This is a genomic window from [Collinsella] massiliensis (assembly GCF_002161605.1).
Lineage (GTDB): Bacteria > Actinomycetota > Coriobacteriia > Coriobacteriales > Coriobacteriaceae > Enorma.
This window is the reverse complement of the sequence record NZ_NFIE01000010.1, coordinates 21,697-43,363: the sequence shown is the minus strand read 5'-3', so window position 1 is coordinate 43,363 and position 21,667 is coordinate 21,697. Positions and strand designations below refer to the sequence as shown.

The following is a 21,667-nucleotide window of genomic DNA, read 5'->3' as shown; positions in this document are numbered from 1 at the left end:
GCTCGAACGTGCGCGCGACCCCACTCTGGAGCGCGGCGCCTGTCCCCCGTCTCACGTTTCTCCGCCCCGGCACCGTGCTACCATGGCACAGGCAGCTACCCACCGAGGAAAGGACCCGACCATGGAACGTCCCTGCGCATGGAAGGCGTACACGCCCGACGCGCTCGCCGAGCTCGAGCAGCTCTGCGGCGAGTACCGCGCGTTCATCAGCGAGAACAAGACCGAGCGCGAGTGTGTGCGCGCGAGCGTGGCGCTCGCCGAGGCAGCGGGCTATCGCGACCTCGAAGCCGTCCGCGCCGAGGGCGGAGCCCTCAACCCGGGCGACAAGGTCTACGCCGTGAACCATAACAAGTCCCTCATGCTCGTGAACCTGGGCACCGAGCCCATGGAGCGGGGCATGAACATCCTGGGCGCGCACATCGACTCCCCGCGCCTCGACCTCAAGCAGAACCCGCTCTACGAGGCCGGCGACATGGCCTACCTCGACACGCACTACTACGGCGGCGTGAAGGCCTACCACTGGGTCGCCACCCCGCTCGCGCTCCACGGCGTCGTGTGCAAGAAGGACGGCACCACGGTCGAGGTCTGCGTGGGCGAGGATCCCGCCGACCCGGTGTTCTGCATCTCCGACCTGCTCATCCACCTCGCGGCCGACCAGATGAAGAAGCCCGCCGCCGAGGCCGTCGACCATGAGAACCTCGACGTCATCGTGGGCGGCAAGCCCGTCGTGATCGAGGGCGACGAGGAGCAGAAGGAGCCCGTGAAGCAGCTCTTCCTGAACATCCTTTCCGAGAAGTACGGCATCGACGAGGAGGACTTCCTCTCCGCCGAGATCGAGGTCGTGCCCGCCGGCGCCGCGCGCGACATGGGCTTCGACCGCTCCATGATCTTGGGGTACGGCCAGGACGACCGCGTGTGCGCCTACACCTCGCTCGCCGCGCAGCTCGCGGTGCCGCAGGTGACCCGCACCGCCGTCACCCTCCTCGTGGACAAGGAGGAGATCGGCTCCGTGGGCGCCTCGGGCATGACGAGCCGCTTCTTCGAGAACACCGTGGCCGAGGTCATGGAGCTCGCGGGCGAGTCCGGCGAGCTGCGCCTGCGCCGCGCGCTCGCGAACAGCCGCATGCTCTCCTCCGACGTGTCGGCCGGGTTCGACGCGCTCTACGCCGACCGCTTCGAGAAGAAGAACGCCGCAATCATGGGGCGCGGCCTGTGCTTCAACAAGTACACCGGCTCGCGCGGCAAAGCCGGCTCGAACGACGCCGACGCCGAGTACCTCGCGCTCGTCCGCGACATCATGGACGAGGCCGGCGTGGCGTTCCAGACCTGCGAGCTCGGCCGCATCGGCGCGGGCGGCGGCGGCACCATCGCCTACATCCTGGCCGAGTACGGCATGGACGTCATCGACTCCGGCGTGGCCGTACTCTCCATGCACTCGCTGTGGGAGGTCACGAACAAGGCCGACGTCTACGAGGCGTACAAGGGCTACCAGGCGTTCATCACGCGCGCGTAGCTCCTAACCTCACGTGGCGAGGAGCCCCCGGCGTTCCCTTTGCTCGCGCGCTTCGCGCAAGCTCGCGCAGGGAACGCCGGGGGCTCCCGCATAGCGGGTGGCGTAGCTGCGGTGATGGACGCCTGGGTGCCCTTCGGGGTACGGGAGCTGGAACTGGAACTAGAAGGGCATGACGAACTTCACGTGGGTGCGGGTCATGCCGTGGTTCTCGTAGAAGCGGTGGGCGTCGTGGCGGCGCGCGTTCGAGGTGAGCTCGATCTGCTCGCAGCCGGCATCGTGCGCGGCCTCGCAGGCACGGGCGAACAGCGCCCCGCCGATGCCGCCGCTCCGCGCGGTCTCGTCCACCACGAGCTCCATGATCTCGGCGATATCGGCCGCATGGTGCAGCTGCCCCTCGATGCGCATGTTGATGAAGCCGAGCACGCGCGGCTCGGCATCGTCGGACACGTAGACGAACGCGTGCTGGCCGGGCGCCGCGAGCTGGGCATCGAAGATCGCGTCGAACGGCTCCCGCGGCAGCTCGCAGTCCTCGAGCTGGCACATGAGCCCGTACACGGCGTCCGCATCGTGCGCGGCGACCGAACGAATCATAGGAACCCCCTCATCGATGCCCGGCGCAGCCCCGGGCCCCTTCCCCTCACATGCATCCCCCGCGGGCGCGCCCCGACGCGCCCTCCCGCCTACCGCTCAGGACGCTCCGCGCGCCAGCGGCCGTCGCCGAGGCCGGCGCGAATCAGGTGCAGAGCCATCGCGCCGAAGACGACGATCGCGACGATGAAGATCGGCGAGCCCTTGCCCACGAGGAACACCATCACGGCATATAGGACGCCGAACGCGCAGAAGAGCGCACCCAGAAAGCAGCCGATGCGCCGAAGCCACGTGGGCACCGTCCGCGCGGGCTTCTGCGCGGGCTCGAGCTCGCTGCCCGTCCGTGCCCCCTGCTTCGCCCGCTTGTCCGCGTTCTTCGCCATGCATAACTCCTTGCGCGAAATGAATATCGCCATCACTATACCCTGCGCCAGGCGGCATCGCTACAGAAAGCTCTGGGAACGGCCGCTCGCCGGGGGCGGCCGCCCCGCGCGCCCGTTTCGCCGAAACCCGCTGCGGGTACAACTCACGTCGTATGAACGCCGCATACGGGAAGGAGCCCCCATGAAGGTCATGCTCGTGAACGGAAGCCCCCACAAGTCGGGGAGCACGAACCGCGCGCTCGAGGAGGTCGCGCGCACGCTGGAAGCCGAGGGCATCGAGGCCGAGATCTTCTGGATCGGCCGCAAGCCCGTGGGCGGCTGCGTCGCCTGCGAGGCGTGCAGCCGCCTGGGGCGCTGCGCCTTCGATGACGTGGTGAACGAGTTCAGGCCGCTCGCCGCCGAGGCGGACGGCTTCGTGTTCGGCGCGCCGGTGCACTACGCCCACGCGGCCGCATCGCTGCTGGGGTTCATGGACCGGCTCTTCTACGCGAACGGCCGCGCCGGCACGGAGGACGTCCTCGCCTACAAGCCGGCTGCAGCCGTGGCGAGCGCCCGCCGCGCGGGCACGACCTCCGCGTTCGACGACATCAACAAGTTCTTCACCATCAAGGAGATGCCCGTCGTGAGCTCGCGGTACTGGAACAACGTCCATGGCAACGTCGCCGAGGAGACGGAGCAGGACGCCGAGGGCCTCTGGACGATGCGCCAGCTCGGCCGCAACATGGCATGGCTCCTCAAGTGCATCGAGGCCGGGCGCGCCGCCGGCATCGCGGCGCCCGCGCGCGAGGCGGGGCAGGCCACGAGCTTCATTCGCTAGCGCCGGCGCGCTGGCCGCGGCGCGGGCGCACCACCTAGGAGACGTACTCGTCCAGGAAGGCGAAGATCGTCTGGTAGTACAGCTCCGGGTCGACATCCGAGCTCGCGCCGTGGCCGGCGCCGTCGACGATCAGGAGCTCCTTCTCGCCGTCGTAGGCGTCATAGAGCTCCTCGCCCATGTAGGTGGGCACGTAGTCGTCCGCGCCGCCGTGGATGAAGAGGATGGGCAGTTCGCAGGTCGCGAGCACCGCCTCGGCGTCGGCGTCGGAGAAGAAGAAGCCGTAGCGCGCGGCGCACACGAGGTTCGCCGCCGGCAGGAACGGGAACTCGGGCAGGCCGAAGCGCTCCTGGAGCTGGTCGGTGAACATAGCGTAGGCGCTCGTGTAGCCGCAGTCCTCGACGACGGCCACCACGTTCCGGGGCAGGTCGTCCTCGCCCGACGCCATGAGCACCGTCGCCGCGCCCATGCTCTCGCCGTAGAGCACGATCTCGGCTTCGGGGTCGCGCGCGCAGATCTCGTTCGCCCAGGCGACGACGTCGCGCTTCTCGAGGTAGCCCATGGAAAGGAAGTCGCCCTCGCTGTTGCCGCGGCCGCGCTCGTCCGGGGTGAGCACGTTATAGCCCGCCTCCACGAAGGGCACGATCGCGGGCGCGATGTCGCGATGGTCGACCGTGTAGCCGTGCACGGCGAGCACGTAGCGGTGCGTGGGCTCGTCCGCCGGGTACAGCTGCGCCCACAGCTCGAGGCCGTCCTCGTTCTCGATCGTCCACGCATCGAGCTCGCGGCCCTGCACCCACGCGTCATAGGTCCGCTGCGCCTCGGTGTCCTGCACGCCCGTATAGGGCTCGCCGTTCATGGAGCCGAGCGTGCCGTCGTCGTTCACCGTGAGCGCGTAGTCGACGAGGTAGTTCCCCGCGAAGCCGGAGATTCCCACAAAGGCGACCACCAGCACGATCGCAAGCCCTATGAGGACGCGCTTGATCACGCGATGCCCGTTCCCGCCGGTTCGTCCCATATCCGCACCTTTCCCCCAACGCCGAAGCGGGCCGCGGCCCCCCGCGCCCGCCGCCGGCTCGATGTACACAGGTTGACGAATCTAACATATCCGTCAAGATGCAATCGATGGCGGCGAGCGATGCGCGGAAGAACCACAACCCGCTTCATGCCGGGATGCGGGCGGGGCACCCCTCCCCGCCCGGCGCGGTTACCGCACGTTGGGATCCGTCGTCCCCGCGAGCGGCTTGTCGCCAGGGCGCGCGAGCGGCCCCACGAGCTCGTGCGCGGTGTAGGGTTCCTCGAGGTAGGCGACCTCCTCCGCCGAGAGCTCCACGTCGAGCGCCGCCACGGCGTCGTCCACGCGCCCCGGCTTCGAGCAGCCCACGATAGGCGCCGTCACGCCGCGCGCCCAGAGCCAGGCGAGCGCCACCTGCGCCATCGCGACGCCGCGGTGGGCGGCCACCTCGGCCACGCGCGCCACGATGGGCATGTCCTGCGCCTCGGCGGCATCGTACTTGTTGCGCACCGTGGCGTCCGTCGTGCCGCGCACGCTCGGCGACTCCCAGGTGGGACGGCACAGGTGCCCGGAGGCCAGGGGGCTGTAGGGCGTGAGCGCCATGTCGAACTGCCGGCACACGGGGATGAGCTCGCGCTCGTCCTCGCGATAGAGCAGGTTGTAGTGGTCCTGCATGCTCGTGAACGTGGCCCAGCCGTTGCGCTCGGCCGCGTCCTGCATGTTGTGGAGCTGGTAGGCGTACATCGCGCTCGCGCCGAGCGCGCGCACCTTGCCCGCCCGCACGAGGGCGTCGAGCGCCTCCATGGTCTCCTCGATGGGCGTGCCGTAATCGAAGCGATGGATGATGTACAGATCGAGGTAGTCGGTCTGCAGCCTCCTGAGCGTGCCGTCGATCTCGCGCTCGATGGCAGCGCGGCTCAAGCGCCCCTCGTTGAAGAAGACCTTGCTCGCGAGCACCACCCGGTCGCGCGGCACCCCGAGCTCGCGCAGGGCGCGGCCGATGAACTCCTCGCTCGTGCCCTGCGCATAGCAGTTCGCGGTGTCGATGAACGTGATCCCCCGCTCGAGCGCCCGCGCGATGATGGCGCGCGTCTCCTCGTAGCCCGCGACCCATTGGTGCCCGCCCGGAACCTTCTCACCGAAGCTCATGCCTCCCAGGCAGACGCGGCTCACGGTGATGCCGGAATGTCCCAGCGTGGTATACAGCTCTGCCATATGCCGCCCCTTTCATGGAAAAGCGGCGCGCCCACCGCTCGATGGGCGCGCCCGCCTTACGCCGGATACTCGTCGTCGGTAACGGGCTCGAGCCACTCGTTCGAGCAGTTCTCGCCCGGGGCCTCGAAGGCGATATGGCTGAACCAGCTATCGCGCGCGGCGCCGTGCCAGTGCTTCACGCCCGCCGGGATCACGACGACGGTGCCGGGCGTGAGTTCCTGCGGATCCTTGCCCCACTCCTGGTACCAGCCATGTCCGTCCACGCAGATGAGGATCTGGCCACCGCCTTTGTCGGCGTGGTGGATGTGCCAGTTGTTGCGGCACCCCGGCTCGAAGGTCACGTTGGCAAGCGCCACGCCCGCCTCGGGGCCGGTCAGCGCGTTGAGGTACGACTGGCCGGTGAAGTACTGCGCGTACGCGTCGTTGGGGTTGCCGATGCCGAACATCGGCGTGAAATCGGTCTGCTCGCTCATGTCTCTCTCCTCTTCTTGGTTTGCTTTCCGGTGTCGTTTTACGCTACCGCGCGGCGTTGTCCACGCACGCGAGCGCGTTCAGGCTGCGCGGGTACCCGATGTAGGGCACCATCTGCGAGACCACGCGGTACAGGAAGTCCTTGGTGCGGCCGAGGTTCAGATTGCCCGCGGCATGCGCCGTGGCCTGGGGCTCGCAGCCGCCCTGCGCGGCGATGTAGCAGAAGGTCACCATCTCGCGATCCTCGTCGCTAAGACCTCCACGCGTGTAGTAGTCGCCGAAGCAGTTCTCCGCGAGCCAGCGGTTGATGTGGGCGCGCTCCGCAGGGCCGGTCTCCCAGCTCGCGCGCATGCCCTCGCCGAAGTACTCGACCTGCTTCTGGTTGCCCGCGTCGCGGCGCGTCTCGAGGGTGGTCGTACCCTGCGGCTCGAGCGGGAGCTCGATGGCGCGCTCGGCGAGCACCTCGTTGAGCGCGCGCAGGAACGGGCGCACGCGGCCGATGCCCAGGTAGGCCGTGGCCTGGTAGACGACCTCGCGCGCCTCGACGGGCGTCACGCCGTCGTCGAGCGCGCAGGCCAGCTGCACGCGGAACTCGTCCACGCCCTGGCAGCCCAGAAGCGCGGCCAAGATCACCAGGTGCCGCTCGCGCGCGGGCAGCTCAGCGGCGGGTTCGCCCGGAACCTCGGTACCCGCGAAGTACGCGAACCGCTCGGCATATTCCGGGTCGGTCCGCTCGAATTCAACCATATCTGAAGTCAGCGACATCTCGTCTTCCTCTCTCGCTTCATGCCTATCCGATAGACCGGCGCGATGCGTCGGCGCCAGCCGCCCAGGTATCGCTACTCCCGCAGGAACGCCTGGTCGTGTGCCGGCACGCCGGCGTCATCGCTGAGGTAGCGCTCCGCGCGCATGTGCAGGTCGTACTTGTCGCGCAGCTCGGCGATCTTCGCCATCATGGACGAGGCGTGGTGCTCGTCGAGCGCAGCTTGGTCGCGCCAGGCATCGATGAGCAGCACCGTCTCGGGGTCGTCGAGCGGCTGGAAGTAGCGGTAGCAGAGATTGCCCTCGCGCGCCCGGATGGCGTCCGCCGTGCCCGTCGCCTCCATCTCCTCCGCGAACTTGCGCGCGGCACCGTCCGCTCCCGTGTAGTACAGGTTCATCGTGATCGCCATGTCTGCCATCCCTTCTCTGCGCCCCCGGGGTTTCCTCCCGGAGGCCCCAGGGGTCTCGCCGTACCCCGTCTTATAGTCGAAGCCCCAGCTCGTACGCCTCGCGGCGCGCCCTCGAAGCGCGCGTCATGCCGGGCGTGCCGCAGCCATAACCGAGCACCTGGCCGCAATCGGTCATGTCAAGGTAACGGCACAGCGTCTCGTAATGCGCCACGAGCGCGTCGAACGTCCAACCGTCGGCGTTCCACGCCACGGTGATGAGCGCTGCCTTGAGTCGCTTGGCACTGATGGCGGAATTGGCCGAGCAGAACCGGTCGATAACCGCCTTGAGCTGTGCGGTCATGCCGTAATAATACAACGGCGTCGCCAGCACGAGCATGTCGGCAGCAAGCACCCGGTCAAGAATCTCGTCCATGCCGTCGCGCTGCACGCACGGGCGCGCGCCGTAGCCGCATGCCACGCAACCGCGGCACGGGTTCACATCCGCCGCGCACACGTCGATGCGCTCGACGGCATGCCCCGCCTCGCGCGCGCCGCGGGCGAACTCCTCGACGAGCATCGCCGTCGAACCGTCACGGTTGGGACTCCCCTGCAAAACGAGAATATCCATGCTCCCTGCTCCCTTCCTGAGGCTTATTGCTCGAATACGATGCCGTGCAGACGGTACGCCTCGCGCACGTCCTGCACGTCGAGAATCACCGGCGCCCCCTCATCCATGGCGTCGATCTGGGCGAGGTCCGCCGCGGTGAGCTCGAAGTCGTCGATATCGAGGTTCTCGCGGATGCGCTCGTCGTGCACCGACTTCGGAATGGCGATGACGCCCTCCTGGCGCAGCCACCTCAGCACCACCTGCGCCGCCGTCTTGCCGTGCGCCGCGCCGATGGCCGTGAGCGTGGGGTTGCCGAACAGCCCGCGCTGCCCCTCGGCGAAGGGCGCCCACGCCATGGGCGCGATGCCGTAGCGCGACATGAACCGGCGCAGCGCGCGCTGCTGGCAGAACGGGTGCAGCTCGATCTGGTTCACCGCCGGCACCACCCCGTGCGTGAGCACGAGGTCGGCGAGGCGGTCCGGCAGAAAGTTGCACACGCCGATGGCGCGCACGCGACCCGCCCGGACCAGCTCCTCCATGGCCCGCCAGCTGCCGTGGTAATCGCCGTAGGGCATGTGGATGAGGTAGAGGTCCAGGTAATCGGTCCCGAGGTTCTCGAGCGTACGCTCGAAGGACGCCATGGTGCGCTCGTAGCCCGCGTCCTGGATCCACACCTTCGAGGTGAGGAACACGTCCGCGCGCGGCACCCCGCTTTGGGCGAGCGCGGCGCCCACGGCGCGCTCGTTGCCGTAGCAGGCGGCCGTATCCACGAGCCGGTACCCCGCGTCGAGCGCCGCGCGAACCGCACGGACGCACGCGGCTTCATCCGTCACCTGGAAGACGCCGAGCCCCTCAAGCGGCATCTCGACACCGTTGTTCAAGGTAATCGTATCCATCATGCACCCCTCTATCGTTGCGGCGCGGCCACCGATCGCGCCGCGCCCCGCCAAGATGACGCCCGGTAGCACGGCGCGCTACGCAACATGGGCCGCCCGCGCGCCCAGCCGGCGCGCCTCCGCCACGGCCACCGTGCCCACGACCTCGCCCTTTTGCCACACGCGCTCGCCCCACACCACGCCGCGCACGGTATCCCCGAGGTTCTCGAACACCAAGCGCAGGTCGTCTGCCGCGTGCGAGAGGCCGCGCCGGCCGTCGTGACCGGTCACGACGAGGTAGACGTCCTTGCCGCCGAGCGCCTGCCAGAACGGAAGCAGGCGGTCGATCATCACCTTGAGCTGGCCGCACGGCAGCCCGAAGTACACGGGCGTCGCCACGCACAGCACGTCCGCCGCGGCGATCTTCTCGAGCAGCGACGCCATGTCGTCGCGGAGCACGCACCGCTGCGTGCTCCAGCAGCCATAGCACGCGCGGCACGGCCCGATCGAGAGGTCGCGCAGCGCCACCTCCTCGGCCGCCGCGCCCGATGCGCGCGCCGCGGCGGCGAACTCATGGCAGAGCACATCCGAGTTGCCGTCTTTGCGCGGACTCGAGCTGATGACCAGAACCTTCCTCATCTTGCATTCCCCCTTGCGTGCTACCGTGCCCAGGGGGGCGCCGACGCGACGCACGGCCTCGGCGCCCCGGGCGGCTAGATGGCGAGCCCTGCCGCCAGACCCTCCTCGGTGGCCTTGTTCGCCGGGCCCGCATGGCGCGCATCGCCCACCACGTATACCTCGTCGGTGATGGCGCGCGCCGCCGTCTCGAGCGGGTTGTCGGCACGCATCCCCATGGCGAGGACAACGTTGTCAAATCCGCGGGCGCTCTTTGCCTCTCCATCCTGCTCGTAGTCGATGCCGTCATCGTGGAACCGCGTGATCCTCGCGCTCGTAATGGCTTGCACCCCCTTCTCGGCCAGGCGCCTCATGAGGAACGCGCGCGGCGTGTACTCCTCATCGAGCGCGATATCGGGACGCATCTCCACCACCGTGCAGGAACGGAAGTGCTCGGAGAGGAAATCGGCCGTCTCGACGCCCGACATGCCGCCACCCGCGATGAGCACCTTGGCGCCGGGCAGCACGCGGCCGTCGAGCACGTCCGCCACCGAGAGGAACGACGCGTTGTCGATGCCCTCGATAGGCGGCATGGCCGGTACGCTACCCGTGGCGAGCACGATGGCGTCCGGCGCGAGCGAGCGCATGAGCTCCTCGTCCACCGGGGTGTTGAGGCGCAGGTCGACGCCGTACTTCTTGCACATGGTGACGTAGTAGCGGATGGCGCCGGCGATATCGTGCTTGGTGGGCGGCACCGCGGCGAGGCGGAACTGCCCGCCGAACTCACCCGAGCGCTCGCACAGCACCACGTGGTGCCCGCGCTGCGCAGCGGTCTTGGCAGCCATGAGGCCGGCGGGGCCCGCGCCCACCACGAGCACCTTCTTGGGGGCCTCCACCGGGGTGAAGTCGTACTCGCCCTCGTGCCCCGTCACGGGATTGACCAGGCACGATGCGTAGATTCGATCGCTCAGGATGTAGCCCAGGCACGACTGGGTGCAGCTGATGCAGGGCGCCACCTCATCGATGCACCCCTCGCGCAGCTTGGCGGGCAGCGCGGGCTCGGCGAGCGAGCCGCGACCCATGGCGATGAAATCGGCCTTGCCCGTGCGCAGCATGTCGTCGCCCATGGCCGGTGTGATGCGGCCCACCGCGATGACGGGGATGCCCACACTCGAGCGGATCTTCTCGGTGGCGAACTGGTTGTAGCCGTTGGGCAGCGCGCCGTTGGCGCTCATGTACTCGGTGCTCGCGTACGTCATGATCGACACGTCAAGAAGGTCGACGCCGGCCTCCTCGAGCTGGTGCGCCACCACGAGGCTCTCCTCCAACGTGCGGCCGCCGGGAACTTTCTCGTCATAGCTCATGCGGAAACCGATGATGAAGTCGTCACCGCACTTCTCGCGCACGGACCGCACGATGAGGAGCGGGAAGCGCATGCGCCCCTCGAACGTGCCGCCGAACTCGTCGGTACGCTTGTTGGCATGCCCCGACATGAACTGCGCGATGAGGTAGCCGTGGGCGCCGTGGATATCGACGCCGTCGAAGCCCGCCTTCTTGGCGCGCAGGGCCGCGTTGCCGAAATCCTCGACGAGCCGGTAGACCTCCTCGGTGGGAATCTCCCGGGGCAGAACGTTGTCTACCGGGCAGGCGATGCGCGAGGGAGCGATGGGCTGCAGCCCTCCGATGTTGGCGGGATTGGTCTGACGGCCCGCGTGGTGGATCTGCAGAAGGGTCTTGGCGCCCTCGGCATGGATGGCGTCGACGAGCTTCCTCATGCCGGGGATGTTGGCGTCATCCCAGAAATGCCCTTCGTTGGGGATGCACATGCCCGTGGGGTTGACCGCGACGCCCTCGACCACGATGAGGCCGAAGCCGCCCCGGGCGCGCGCCGCGTAGTAGTCGATCAGGCGCTGCGAAACGGTGCCGTCCTCGTTGCCCAGATTGGTGCCCATGGCGGGAACCACCAGGCGGTTCCTGATCTGCACCCCCTTCAGGGTATAGGGTTCGAAGAGGTGATCGAACGTCCCTGCTGCCATATGCCTCATCCTTTCTCTTGCGCCCGCCGCGGCGCGCGAGCGCCGGCTCGACGTTGTACGCCGCCAAGAGCTCGCGTGCGCGGGCGAGCATCCCCTGGATCTCGGGGTCCGTGTAGTCTTACTCGAGCCCCGCGAGGAGCTTCTCGCGCTCCGTCCGGGGTTCCCGTCCCAGGCTTGCCATGGCGATCATCTTCCTTTCCCAAGGGCGCGCCGCCGCCCGAAGCGGCCGAGCAGCGCCCAGGGCCCCGCGCCCGCGAGCGCGTAGAGCGCGCCTACGGCGAGCCATTGCGCCCAGCGCAGCGCTAGCGGCGCATCGAAGTCAACGAACACGAAGGGCGATGCGTAGGCGAGGTAGGTGCCGACATCGAGCACCGTGAACGCCCACGCGCCGGCGACGAGGGCGAGCGCGCAGAGCGCCGCCGCCGCGCAGCGGGCAGGCCCGTCGCCGCGCCAAGCCCGCGCGACCGCCGGCTGGACATGGAATCCCACGTGCAGCCCGGCGAGCAGGTATCCCCAGTACGAACCCAGCAGATGCGCCGGGCGCGCCCAGCCCGCCCCCGGGATGACCGACAGCCACGAGAAGGCATGCACCGAGACGACGAGGGCGCTCGCCACGAGCGCGAGCATGCCCGCAACGAGGCCGAGGTCGACCGCCGTCGAGACGGCGCGCCGCGCGGACCAGCAGCCGCGGGGCACCGCGCGCCACCATGCGCGGTTCAGCACCTGATGAGCCGCCACGAGCGCGAACACGGCGATGCCGAGCCATTCGTGCGCGAAATCCTCCACGAGAGCCGTCGCCATCACGAGCGGGAGCGCGGCGGCGAGGGCGATGTCGACGACCCTGTGCGCCATACGAGCCCGGCCCCTGCTACGCCACGACCCCACGTGCCCAGTCCGCGGCATCGGAGCCGCTCAGGAGCGCACCGCGCCGCCATGCGATGCTCGGGTACTTACTGGAGAGGCTGCGCTCGGCACCGGATATGCCCGAGCCGCCCGAGGTCGCGAAGGGCACCACGGTCTTACCGGAGAAGTCGTACTGCTCGAAGAACGTGTCGATCACGGCCGGCTCGTGCCCCCACCAGATGGGGAAGCCCACGAGCACCGTGTCGTACGCATCCATGTCCTCCACCGCGCGCGCCACCGCGGGGCGCATGGACGCGTCGCGGTCCTCGAGCGAGCTGCGGCTGTTGCGATCGTTCCAGTTGAGGTCTGCCGCCGTATAGGGCTCCGCGGGCTCGATCTCGAACAGGTCGGCACCGATGGCGCGCGCGATCGAGGCGGCGACCCGCTTGGTCACTCCGCTTGCGGAGAAATACGCGACGAGCGTTGTTGAATCTGCCATGATCTCCCTCCTTGCTCGGGGCGGGCTCGCCCGCCCTGCTTCGCTTCCCTCAGAATGCCCGGCCGCCGGCGCCTAGAGCGCGAGGCCGTCGGCCCACGACGCGACCTCGTCGGCCGAGGCGCCGGCAACGAAGCGCTCACCATCGATCCAGGTGCCGGTCCCCGCGAGCCCAGCGAGCTCGTCGCCCGATCCCCCGATGCCCGAGGAGGCCGAGGTGCAAAACGGCACCACGGTCTTGCCCGAGAAGTCGTTGCCCTCGACGAAGGTCTTGACCGGCCATGCCGCGTCGCCCCACCAGATGGGGTATCCCACGAATACCGTGCCATAGGCCTCGAAGGCATCGGGCGCCACCTGCGCGAGCTCGGGGCGCGCATCCTCGGCGCGCTCAATGCTCGTGCGGCTACCGCTATCGTTGTAGTCGAGGTCGTCGGCGGTATAGGGCTCTGCGGGCGTGATCGCGAACACATCGGCGCCCAGGTGGTCGGCGAGCTCGGCCGCGACGCCGGCGGTGTTGCCGGTGGCCGAGAAATACGCCACGAGCACGCCGCCGGCCGGCGCCGTGGCACCCTCGTCGGCGGCGCTACCCGCGGCGCCCGCCACCGCGCTTCCGGCGTTCTCCGCAGACCCCGCCGGCTGATCGGTCTCCCCTGCCCGGTTGTTCGAGCAGCCCGCGAGCCCCGTTCCCAAGGCGGCTGCAGCAACGGTCAGGAACTGTCTTCTTGTCAGCATGTCTCTCCCCTGCTCTCTGAAATCCCGGTTTCTAGGCTTCGACTTCAACCAGCTCGTACGACTGCGATCCCAAGCCGATCGCCTCGACGTGGTCGAGCGCGTGCGCCCCGTTGCGGCTCTCCGTGCGCTCGATGAGCGCCGCGCCGTCCGGCGCCGCGTAGACCAAATCGACGCAGGCGCGATCGAGTGCCACGGGATCTAGCGATGCCAGGATGCCGATATCGACCATCTCGGGCTCAGCCGGGTGGGAGTCGCAATCGCAATCCACCGAGAGCCGATTCATGGCGTTCATGTAGCACATGCTGCTGCCGACCCCGCCGAAGTGGTCGCTCACGGCCTTCGCTGCCTCGGCCATGGACTCGAGAAAATCGTCCTGGGCGCATCCGGCTAGTCCATCACCTTTTCCCAGAAGCGAATCACGTCGAGGCCGAGGGAATCCGCCACGCGCTCCAGCCCGGCGACCTCGTCCGCCGAGAGCTCGACCTTTGCCGCCTCGGCCGCATCGTCAACCTGACCGGGTTTGGTCACGCCGATGAGCGGGAGCGTGCCCTTCGCGATGGCCCACGCCACGGGCACCTGTGCGGGCTTGACGCCATGTGCCTCGGCCACGCGGGCGATCTCGGCGTTCATGATCTCGAGCTTGTCCATGATGGGGTTGTAGGTCTCGCCGCGCGTGGAGTCGGCCGGCATGGGATTGGCCGTGGTGTACTTGCCCGTGAGCGCACCCTGCTCGAGCACCATGTACGCGAAGAACGCAGCATCGTGCTCGCGGCACCAGTCCAGGATTCCCGAGGTCTCCGACGAGCGGTTGATGAGACTGTAGTGGTTCTGGACGGCTCCCAGACGCAGGCCGTGCGCGCGCAGGATCTCGTCCGCCTGGCGAATCTCGGCGAGGTTGTGATTAGACACGCCGATCACCGGCGCGTCGTCGCTGCCCTCGAAGTAGCGAGCCATCTCTTCGGTGTAGCGCGGGGCGCCCACCGGGTTGTGGATCCAGTAAATATCGAAGCGGTCGAGCCCCATGAGCTCGAGCTGCCGGGTGATCATGTCGGCCACCGGCGTCTTGGAGTCGGGGTCGGCGCATTGCGGCGTGAACTTATCGGACACGAGATAGCTCTCGCGCGGAAGGTCGGCGAGGAAGCCGGCGAGCGTGCGCTCGGAGGTGCCCATGCCGTAGGCGTAGGCTGTGTCCCAAAGGTTGAGGCCATGGGTGCGCGCCGCGTCGAAGACCGGCCGCACGTCCTCGGGCGACAGCCCGCCGCCAAAGGTGCCGTCATTGCCCCAGGCCCAGGCACCGAGCGCCACCGTGGGGTACGTGATTTCGCTCATCGCGTCATTCCTTTCTCGTTCGGCAGTGCGAACCCGCCGCGCCGCCTGGTGTCTTGCATGAACATGCGCTTGGCTCATGCCTTGAGCTGCTCAGCCTTCTTGCAACTCAGGCGCGGAGCCAGCACGTCGCCCGTCGTGAGGTGCCGATACGCGGGGAATTCGAGGAACGCCGGTTTGGCAGGAACCCGTCCCCCTCATGGCACGGCACCCGCGCGCCCCGGCTACTCCGCCTTCAGACTTTCCTCGAACACCCGGATGATCTCGTCGCGCGTGAGCGCGTGGTAGCCGCCCTCCATGACGAGCGTGCTATCGGCAAGCGCCTCGAGCATGTCCTCGGTGGCGCCGAGCTCGGAGATGCTCATCACGCAGCCGATCTCGCGCATCCAGGCCTCCATGGCGTCGAGGCCGGCGGCGGCGAGCTCCTCCTCGGTCTTCCCCGCCGCCTCGACGCCCCACACGGCGGTCGCGAAGCGCGCGAACTTCGCCAGCCCGTAGGGCATGACGAGGCGGTAGTACGGCAGCGCCACCGCGGCGAGCGTCATGCCGTGCGTGGCGTCGGTGTGGGCTCCCACGGCCTGGCCGAGCATGTGCACCTCCCAGTCCGTGGTCTTGCCGCAGGCCACGAGCGTGTTGAGCGCCCAGGTAGCGCACCACATGATGTTCGAGCGCGCCTCGTAGTCCTCCGGGTTCTCGACGGCGATGCGGCTCGCATGCACGAGCGAGCGCATGAGGCCCTCGGAGAGGTAGTCGCTCGTGTTGTCGTCCTCACCCGAGAAGTACTGCTCGGTGATGTGGTTCATGATGTCGAAGATGCCGGCGACCATCTGGTACCTCGGCAGGGTGTAGGTGAACTCGGGGTTGAGCACCGCGAACTTGGGGAACACGTCAGGGTTCGCGAAGACGTGCCCCACCTTCATCTTCGCCTCGTGGTTGGTGATGACCGATCCGCAGTTCATCTCGGAACCGGTGCCCACCATGGTGAGGACGGATCCCACAGGGACGACCGGGCAGGTGGGCTCATCGAAGTCGACCCAGTACTTCTGCCAGGGATCGACGTCCTCGGGCAGGTTCACCGAGACGGCCACGCCCTTGGCGTAGTCGATGCACGAGCCGCCGCCCACCGCGAGAATGAAGTCCACGTGGTTCTCGCGAGCGATCTTCACGCCCTCGTAGAGCTTCTCGACCGTGGGGTTCGGCATGACGCCGCCGTCCTCCACGACGGTCTTGCCGGCGGCCTCGAGCGCGGCCATCACCTGGTCGTAGATGCCGTTTCGCTTGATGGAGCCGCCGCCGTACACGAGCTGCACCACCGGGCCGTACTGCTTGAGCTCGTCGACGAGCATGTCCATGGCGTCCGCTCCGAAGATGAGCTTGGTGGGGTTCTGATACGTGAAGTTGCCGAGCATGGTCTGTCCTTTCGACCGAATGGATCGTGCCGATAATTGCACGCGCACCGGAGGGGGCGCGCAGGCGCTACGCCTCGGGCTGGTACGCGTCCTTGAACGAGAGGCACGGCCCGAGCTTCTTGCCGCACGCCAGGTAGGAGTACGTGGGGAACTCGAAGAGCACGGGCGCGAGCTTCTCGTAGTCGGGCTTGCCCGCGTCGTCGAGCTTGTCCTCATCCACGAGGGTTGCCGCGATCGAGCAGATGAAGTTGTCGAACGTCTCGGTCTCGTAGATGTCCTCGACGTTGCAGACGAGCGTGAGCGGGGCGTCCACCGGCACCGGCGCGCCGTTCTTCGCCGCCTCCCACGCGAAGACGCCGGACTTGTCCACCTTCTTGCCGGAGTGCGCGCCCACATAGGCCACGCGCGGCAGGAGCGCCTCGTCCACGAGGCTCACCGTGAGCCCGCCCGTCGCGCGGATGCCCTGGTTGGTGAAGTGGCTCTTCATGCTGCTCACCATGATGCGGTCGTGACCGATGATGCCCACGTGCGCCACCTCGAGCCAGGTGGGCTTGCCGTCCACCATGGCGCCCACGAGCGTGGCGGGCAGCGGGTACAGCGCGAGCATCGAACCCAGGTTCTTCTTCATGGTCGGTCTCCTCCCCATGCCATCCGCCCGCCGCCGCGCGGCAGCTCGCCGGGCGGTCTTCCAGACGAATAAGCAACGTTGCGTTACTTGACACTGCTTAATATAAGAAACGCAACGTTACTTGTAAAGTATTTTATTTTCTTAACGTTATCTACATAGAGATTTTCCTGCATGCCGTTACTTCTGGTATAGTGCAGGCTATCCGGAAAGGTGGAAGGACATGTCGGAATTCATTCGCGCCCGCAGTGACGAGCAGAAGGCCCAGCGCCTGGCTGAGGTAAAGGCCGTCGCGCGGCACCAGTTCGACACGCGGCCGTATCACGAGATCACGCTCACCACGATCGCCGACGAGCTCGGCTGGTCGCGCGCGAACCTCTATAAGTACGTGAGCACCAAGGAGGAGATCTTCCTGCTCCTCGCGGGCGACACCTGCGCGGAGTACTTCGACGCGCTCTTCGCCGCCCTGCCCGAGGGCTGTGGCTTCTCGGCCGCCACGGTCGCGGAGGTCTGGGCGGGCATCGCCAACGCGCACCAGGAATACTTTCGCCTGGGCGACCTGCTTTCCACCATCATCGAGACGAACGTGACGGTCGAGCGCCTCGCCGACTTCAAGCAGGGCTACTACCGATACGTCGATGCCATGGCAGAGCGCTTGCCCCGCATCCTCGACATCGAGCCGCGCGACGTCGAGCACCTGCTGCTCGCCGTGTACTACCACGCCACGGGGCTCGTGAGCGGCTGCTGGAAGAACCCACTCATCGCCCAGGCCCTCGAGCAGATCGGCCGACCGCGCCCCGAAATCGATTTCCGCGCCGAGATGCGCGAATTCATCGGCATGTGCATCGAGCACTACGCAAAATAACCCCAGGGGTTTTTCTACATCGAACCTCCCCGGCACCCCGCGAATCGGCGAGACCGCGCAAACAACCCCTGCATATGGCGGGAGGCCCCGCCCGCGGGCATCGCCGCGAACAGGGCCTCCCTGCACGGAGGAAGGAACGGGCGCGCGTTGCCCGCGCACCCGGGACACCAAGGCCAGCGCGCCGAAGCGCCCGCGCTACTCGAGGTTCTCCTCGGTCTCCTTGCTGAAGAAGTGCAGCGCGCCGCCACCGAAGGAGAACGCGATCTGCTCGCCGGGGTTCAGGATGAGCGGCCTGCCCTCGAGGCTCGTGGTCTGCGCGACGATGATGCTGTCGTGGCCGTACACGTTCACATGCAGGTTGATGGAGCTGCCCATCATCTCGGTCACGTCGACGGTGCCGGTGAGCACGTTCTCGCCCTCCTCGAGCAGCGAGATGTCCTCGGGGCGCACGCCGAGCGTGATGGGCTGCGACTCCACGCCCTTCGCGGCGAGCGCGGCCTGCTTCTTCTCCGACGGCGTGATGACGGCGTCACCGATGCGCACCTTGTACGAGCTGCCGTCGCGCTCGAGCTCGGCGTCGTAGAAGTTCATCTGCGGCATGCCGATGAAACCGGCCACGAAGAGGTTCGCGGGGTGGCTGTAGACCTCCTGCGGGGTGCCGATCTGCTGCACCATGCCGTCCTTCATGACCACGATGCGGTCGCCGAGCGTCATGGCCTCGGTCTGGTCGTGCGTCACGTACATGAAGGTCGTGTTGATGCGCTCGCGCAGCTTGATGATCTCGGCGCGCATCTGGTTGCGCAGCTTCGCGTCGAGGTTCGAAAGCGGCTCGTCCATGAGGAGCACCTTGGGCTCGCGCACGATGGCGCGGCCGATAGCCACGCGCTGGCGCTGGCCGCCGGAGAGCTCCTTGGGCTTGCGGTCGAGGTACTGGGTGATGCCGAGGATCTTCGCCGCCTGCTCGACCTTCGCGTAGCGGTCCTCCTTGGACATCTTGCGGAGCTTCAGGGGGAAGGCCATGTTGTCGCGAACGGACATGTGCGGGTAGAGCGCGTAGTTCTGGAAGACCATGGCGATGTCGCGGTCCTTGGGCGCCACGTCGTTCATGAGCTTGCCGTCGATGTAGAGCTCGCCGCGGGTGATCTCCTCCAGGCCGGCGACCATGCGCAGGGTGGTGGACTTGCCGCAGCCCGAAGGCCCGACGAGCACCACGAACTCGCGGTCGGCGATATCGAGGTTGAAGTCCTCGACAGCGATGACGCCCTCGTCCGTCACCTTGAGGTTCGGCCCCTTCTTGCCGCCATCGTGCTTCTTGGGCGCGTGGCGCTTGCCGCCCGCATGGGGATACACCTTCTCGATGTGCTTCAGGTTCACTTCTGCCATGGTCTGTTCCTCCTCAAAGACCGTATGTCCTCGTTCTTCCTCACGTGCCGCGCGGGCGCAGCCGCGCCTCGGCTACCGGCGTTCCGGAAGCCGCTCGTAGAGCTCCATCTGCCGGTGCAGGCGCTGCGCGAGCTCGGGGGTCGTATACCCCGGGAGCGCGCGCCAGCACCAGTTGCCACCGAGCGTCGAGGGCGTGTTGATGCGCGCCTCGCCCCCGAGCCCGAGCACATCGGGCATCATGGCGATCGCCGTGTCGGCCACGCTGGACCATATGGCGCGCATCATGCCCCACCCCTCCCCTTCCTCAGGGTCGAGGTGCAGGTACTCGCGGGCGAGCGCCACGTCCGCCGGGTCGGCCGACTCGAGCCAGCCGAGGGCGGTGTCGTTGTCGTGCGTGCCCACATATGCCACGCAGTGGCGCGTGTAGGCATGCGGCTGGTAGACCCTGCCCCCGCCGTCGCGGCTGTCGAAGGCGAACTGCAGCACCTTCATGCCGGGGCAGCCCGTGTACTCCAGCAGCTCGTAGACCGACGGCGTGAGGAAGCCCAGGTCCTCGGCCACGATGGGGCATGCGCCCAGCTCGCGCTCGATCGCGTCGAAGAGCGCCTTGCCCGGGCCGGGGCGCCAGCGCCCGCCCGCCGCCGTCTCCGCCCCCGCCGGGATGGCGAAGTACGAATCGAAGCCGCGGAAGTGGTCGATGCGCAGGATGTCGTAGAGCCCCAGCTGGAACCGGATGCGCCCGATCCACCACGGGAAGCCGTCCGCCTCCATGCGGTCCCAGGCGAACAGCGGGTTTCCCCAGAGCTGCCCGGTAGCCGAGAACCCGTCGGGCGGGCAACCGGCGACCTCGGTGGGACGCAGCTCCTCGTCCAGCTGGAACTGATCCGGATGCGCCCAGAGGTCCGCGCTGTCCTCGGCCACGTAGATGGGCATGTCGCCCATGAGCCGGATGCCGCGGTCGTGCGCGTAGGCGCGAAGCCTCCCCCACTGCTCGAAGAAGAGGCACTGCACCGCCTTCCAGAACGCGACCTCGCCCGCGAGCTCGCGCGCGGCGCGCTCGAGCGCCTCGGGCTCGCGCATGCGCAGCGGCTCGTCCCACGCGGAGAGCGCCGCACCGCCGCCCGCGTCCTTGATGGCCATGAAGAGCGCGTAGTCGTCGAGCCATGCGCGCTCGCGCGCGCAGAACGCATCGAAGTCGTCGCGCCTCGTCGCCAGAAGGCGCCGCACCGCGCAGCGCAGGACCCCGTAGCGCTCCCGGTAGAGCGCGCCGTAGTCCACCTGCGAGGGGTCGTCCCCCCAGCTGATCCCGGCGTACTCGTCGCGCTCGAGGAGCCCCTCGGCGCACAGGTCGTCAAGATCGATGAGATAGGGGTTGCCCGCGAACGTCGAGGGCGACTGGTAGGGCGAATCGCCGAAGCTCGTGGGGCCGATCGGCAGCAGCTGCCAAATCGATTGCCCGGCATCGGCGAGGAAATCTATGAAGGAGCGCGCCTCGGTGCCGAGCGTGCCCACACCCCAGGGCGAAGGCAGCGCGGTCACGGGCATCAGGATGCCGGCGCTTCTCATGTCTCCTCCTCTCATGCGACCGCGCAGCGGCCGCGTCCTCCGCGAGCCCGCGCGGCGGGCGGGCGAACCACCCGCTCCAGACCGCGCGCCCGCGCCTTTAGGGTCATGCGACCCGAACCGGTTCCCGCTCCCGCGTGCACACGCTCTCGCGGTTGAGCAGCTGGTAGGGAACCATCTCGCGCACCGGCTGCTCCTCGCCGCCGAGCGCCGCCAAAAGCGCGTCCACGCTCCGCGAGGCGAGCTGCCGCGTGTCCTGCCGGATCGTGGTCAGGCGCGGCACGCAGAACTGCCCGGCGGAAAGGCCGTCGTACCCGGCGATCGAGATGTCGTCCGGGATCCGGAGCCCCATGTCGAACACCGCGCGCATCGCGCCGATGGCGATGGCGTCGCCCAGGGCGAAGATCGCCGTGAGGTCGCGCGAGCGCATGATGAGGCGCACCGCCGCGTCGTAGCCGTCCTCCATCGCGAAATGGCACGGCTCGAAATCGCGCTCGTAGTCGAACTCGATCCCATGCGCGCGCAGGGCCTCCTCCGCGCCATGCAGGCGCCGACCGCCCACCTGGGACAGCGAGCGCTCGCCGCCGATGATCCCGATCCTGCGGTGCCCGCGGGCATAGAGGTGCTCGATCACGTCGCGTGCGGCGGCGACGTCGTTCGTCGACACGCTCGACAGGTTCTTGAACCCCAAGCCCGCCGCGGTGTTCGTGACGAGCACCGCCGGCACCTCGATGCGCTGGAACCCCGCCTTGAAGTAGGCCGGGTCGCCGCCCAGAAAGACGATGCCCTTCGGGTGGCGCAGGCGCTCGTAGCGCACCGCGTGCACGACCTCGTTGTCGTCCTCCCCCAGATAGACCACGTCCGGCTGCTCGCCCGCCTCGCGCAGAAGCGCCTGCACCCGCTCGAGGATGTCGGCGAACAGCATGTTCCGCGATCCCTTGACGAAGATGGCGACGGAGAGGTGCGACTGCATCTTCAGGTAGCGCGCGTTCGAGTTGGGCTCGTAGCCCACCTCTTCCACCACCGCGAGCACCCGCTCCCGCGCGCGCTCGCTCACGTTGGGGTGACCGTTGAGCACGCGCGAGACCGTCCCCAGGCTGTAGCCCGAAAGCCGTGCGATGTCGCGGATATCCATGATGCGC

24 protein-coding genes are annotated in these 21,667 nt (G+C 68.1%); 3 read left to right on the top strand and 21 right to left on the bottom strand.

Annotation, left to right across the window (positions count from 1 at the left end; all coding sequences use genetic code 11):
- The first annotated feature begins 121 nt into the window (after positions 1–121).
- Positions 122–1,513 (top strand): aminopeptidase, encoded by a 1,392-nt coding sequence (locus B5G02_RS05430; RefSeq protein WP_019238874.1) that lies wholly within the window; start codon positions 122–124, stop codon positions 1,511–1,513.
- A 159-nt stretch (positions 1,514–1,672) separates the two neighbouring features.
- Here the strand turns inward: B5G02_RS05430 and B5G02_RS05425 are convergent, their stop codons facing one another.
- Together B5G02_RS05425 and B5G02_RS05420 are read right to left on the bottom strand one after the other, a co-directional pair.
- Positions 1,673–2,104, bottom strand: coding sequence for a GNAT family N-acetyltransferase (locus B5G02_RS05425; RefSeq protein WP_094335474.1), 432 nt, complete (start codon positions 2,102–2,104; stop codon positions 1,673–1,675).
- Between the two features lie 89 nt (positions 2,105–2,193).
- Positions 2,194–2,484, bottom strand: a complete 291-nt coding sequence (locus B5G02_RS05420) for a hypothetical protein (RefSeq protein ID WP_094335473.1) — start codon at positions 2,482–2,484, stop codon at positions 2,194–2,196.
- A 181-nt stretch (positions 2,485–2,665) separates the two neighbouring features.
- On the opposite strand from B5G02_RS05420, the gene B5G02_RS05415 reads away from it, so the two are divergent.
- The gene (locus tag B5G02_RS05415) at positions 2,666–3,301 is read left to right on the top strand and encodes a flavodoxin family protein (protein WP_094335472.1); all 636 of its coding nucleotides are present in this window, start codon (positions 2,666–2,668) and stop codon (positions 3,299–3,301) included.
- Positions 3,302–3,335: 34 nt separating this feature from the next.
- On the opposite strand, the gene B5G02_RS05410 is transcribed toward B5G02_RS05415, so the two are convergent.
- The 16 genes from B5G02_RS05410 to B5G02_RS05335 form a co-directional block, all read right to left on the bottom strand.
- On the bottom strand, positions 3,336–4,316 hold the full coding sequence (locus B5G02_RS05410; protein ID WP_094335471.1) for an alpha/beta hydrolase: 981 nt from the start codon (positions 4,314–4,316) through the stop codon (positions 3,336–3,338).
- A gap of 189 nt (positions 4,317–4,505) precedes the next feature.
- Complete coding sequence (locus B5G02_RS05405) at positions 4,506–5,528, bottom strand: aldo/keto reductase (RefSeq protein WP_094335470.1); 1,023 nt, start codon at positions 5,526–5,528, stop codon at positions 4,506–4,508.
- A 56-nt stretch (positions 5,529–5,584) separates the two neighbouring features.
- The gene (locus B5G02_RS05400) at positions 5,585–6,001 is read right to left on the bottom strand and encodes a cupin domain-containing protein (protein WP_094335469.1); all 417 of its coding nucleotides are present in this window, start codon (positions 5,999–6,001) and stop codon (positions 5,585–5,587) included.
- Between the two features lie 43 nt (positions 6,002–6,044).
- The gene (locus B5G02_RS05395) at positions 6,045–6,764 is read right to left on the bottom strand and encodes a carboxymuconolactone decarboxylase family protein (protein ID WP_094335468.1); all 720 of its coding nucleotides are present in this window, start codon (positions 6,762–6,764) and stop codon (positions 6,045–6,047) included.
- A 74-nt stretch (positions 6,765–6,838) separates the two neighbouring features.
- Positions 6,839–7,171 carry a putative quinol monooxygenase gene (locus B5G02_RS05390; RefSeq protein ID WP_094335467.1) on the bottom strand — a complete coding sequence of 111 codons (333 nt, stop codon included), beginning with the start codon at positions 7,169–7,171 and terminating at the stop codon, positions 6,839–6,841.
- Positions 7,172–7,241: 70 nt separating this feature from the next.
- Positions 7,242–7,778: a flavodoxin family protein gene (locus tag B5G02_RS05385; protein ID WP_094335466.1), complete on the bottom strand. Its 537-nt coding sequence runs from the start codon at positions 7,776–7,778 to the stop codon at positions 7,242–7,244.
- A gap of 23 nt (positions 7,779–7,801) precedes the next feature.
- Positions 7,802–8,653: an aldo/keto reductase gene (locus B5G02_RS05380; protein WP_094335465.1), complete on the bottom strand. Its 852-nt coding sequence runs from the start codon at positions 8,651–8,653 to the stop codon at positions 7,802–7,804.
- Between the two features lie 78 nt (positions 8,654–8,731).
- A complete protein-coding gene (locus tag B5G02_RS05375) occupies positions 8,732–9,271 on the bottom strand; it encodes a flavodoxin family protein (protein WP_094335464.1) in 540 nt (179 codons plus the stop codon).
- Positions 9,272–9,345: 74 nt separating this feature from the next.
- Complete coding sequence (locus tag B5G02_RS05370) at positions 9,346–11,283, bottom strand: NAD(P)/FAD-dependent oxidoreductase (RefSeq protein ID WP_162609752.1); 1,938 nt, start codon at positions 11,281–11,283, stop codon at positions 9,346–9,348.
- A gap of 186 nt (positions 11,284–11,469) precedes the next feature.
- Positions 11,470–12,135: a DUF4405 domain-containing protein gene (locus B5G02_RS05365; protein ID WP_094335462.1), complete on the bottom strand. Its 666-nt coding sequence runs from the start codon at positions 12,133–12,135 to the stop codon at positions 11,470–11,472.
- A 16-nt stretch (positions 12,136–12,151) separates the two neighbouring features.
- A complete protein-coding gene (locus B5G02_RS05360) occupies positions 12,152–12,625 on the bottom strand; it encodes a flavodoxin (RefSeq protein ID WP_094335461.1) in 474 nt (157 codons plus the stop codon).
- 72 nt (positions 12,626–12,697) lie between these two features.
- Complete coding sequence (locus B5G02_RS05355; RefSeq protein ID WP_094335460.1) at positions 12,698–13,354, bottom strand: flavodoxin; 657 nt, start codon at positions 13,352–13,354, stop codon at positions 12,698–12,700.
- Positions 13,355–13,385: 31 nt separating this feature from the next.
- Positions 13,386–13,709 carry a DUF362 domain-containing protein gene (locus B5G02_RS05350; RefSeq protein ID WP_143758286.1) on the bottom strand — a complete coding sequence of 108 codons (324 nt, stop codon included), beginning with the start codon at positions 13,707–13,709 and terminating at the stop codon, positions 13,386–13,388.
- Between the two features lie 32 nt (positions 13,710–13,741).
- A complete protein-coding gene (locus tag B5G02_RS05345) occupies positions 13,742–14,683 on the bottom strand; it encodes an aldo/keto reductase (RefSeq protein ID WP_094335459.1) in 942 nt (313 codons plus the stop codon).
- Positions 14,684–14,904: 221 nt separating this feature from the next.
- Entirely contained in the window at positions 14,905–16,089 is a 1,185-nt protein-coding gene (locus B5G02_RS05340; protein ID WP_094335458.1) for an iron-containing alcohol dehydrogenase, read from the bottom strand.
- 67 nt (positions 16,090–16,156) lie between these two features.
- A complete protein-coding gene (locus tag B5G02_RS05335) occupies positions 16,157–16,717 on the bottom strand; it encodes a flavin reductase family protein (protein WP_094335457.1) in 561 nt (186 codons plus the stop codon).
- A 220-nt stretch (positions 16,718–16,937) separates the two neighbouring features.
- Here B5G02_RS05335 and B5G02_RS05330 point away from each other — a divergent pair, with 220 nt between their 5' ends.
- Positions 16,938–17,579, top strand: coding sequence for a TetR family transcriptional regulator (locus B5G02_RS05330; protein WP_094335456.1), 642 nt, complete (start codon positions 16,938–16,940; stop codon positions 17,577–17,579).
- A 195-nt stretch (positions 17,580–17,774) separates the two neighbouring features.
- On the opposite strand, the gene B5G02_RS05325 is transcribed toward B5G02_RS05330, so the two are convergent.
- From B5G02_RS05325 to B5G02_RS05315, 3 genes are all read right to left on the bottom strand, one after another.
- Positions 17,775–18,962: an ABC transporter ATP-binding protein gene (locus B5G02_RS05325; protein WP_094335455.1), complete on the bottom strand. Its 1,188-nt coding sequence runs from the start codon at positions 18,960–18,962 to the stop codon at positions 17,775–17,777.
- A gap of 72 nt (positions 18,963–19,034) precedes the next feature.
- A complete protein-coding gene (gene malQ, locus B5G02_RS05320) occupies positions 19,035–20,528 on the bottom strand; it encodes a 4-alpha-glucanotransferase (protein WP_094335454.1) in 1,494 nt (497 codons plus the stop codon).
- A 103-nt stretch (positions 20,529–20,631) separates the two neighbouring features.
- A complete protein-coding gene (locus B5G02_RS05315) occupies positions 20,632–21,660 on the bottom strand; it encodes a LacI family DNA-binding transcriptional regulator (RefSeq protein WP_094335453.1) in 1,029 nt (342 codons plus the stop codon).
- Positions 21,661–21,667 lie beyond the last annotated feature (7 nt).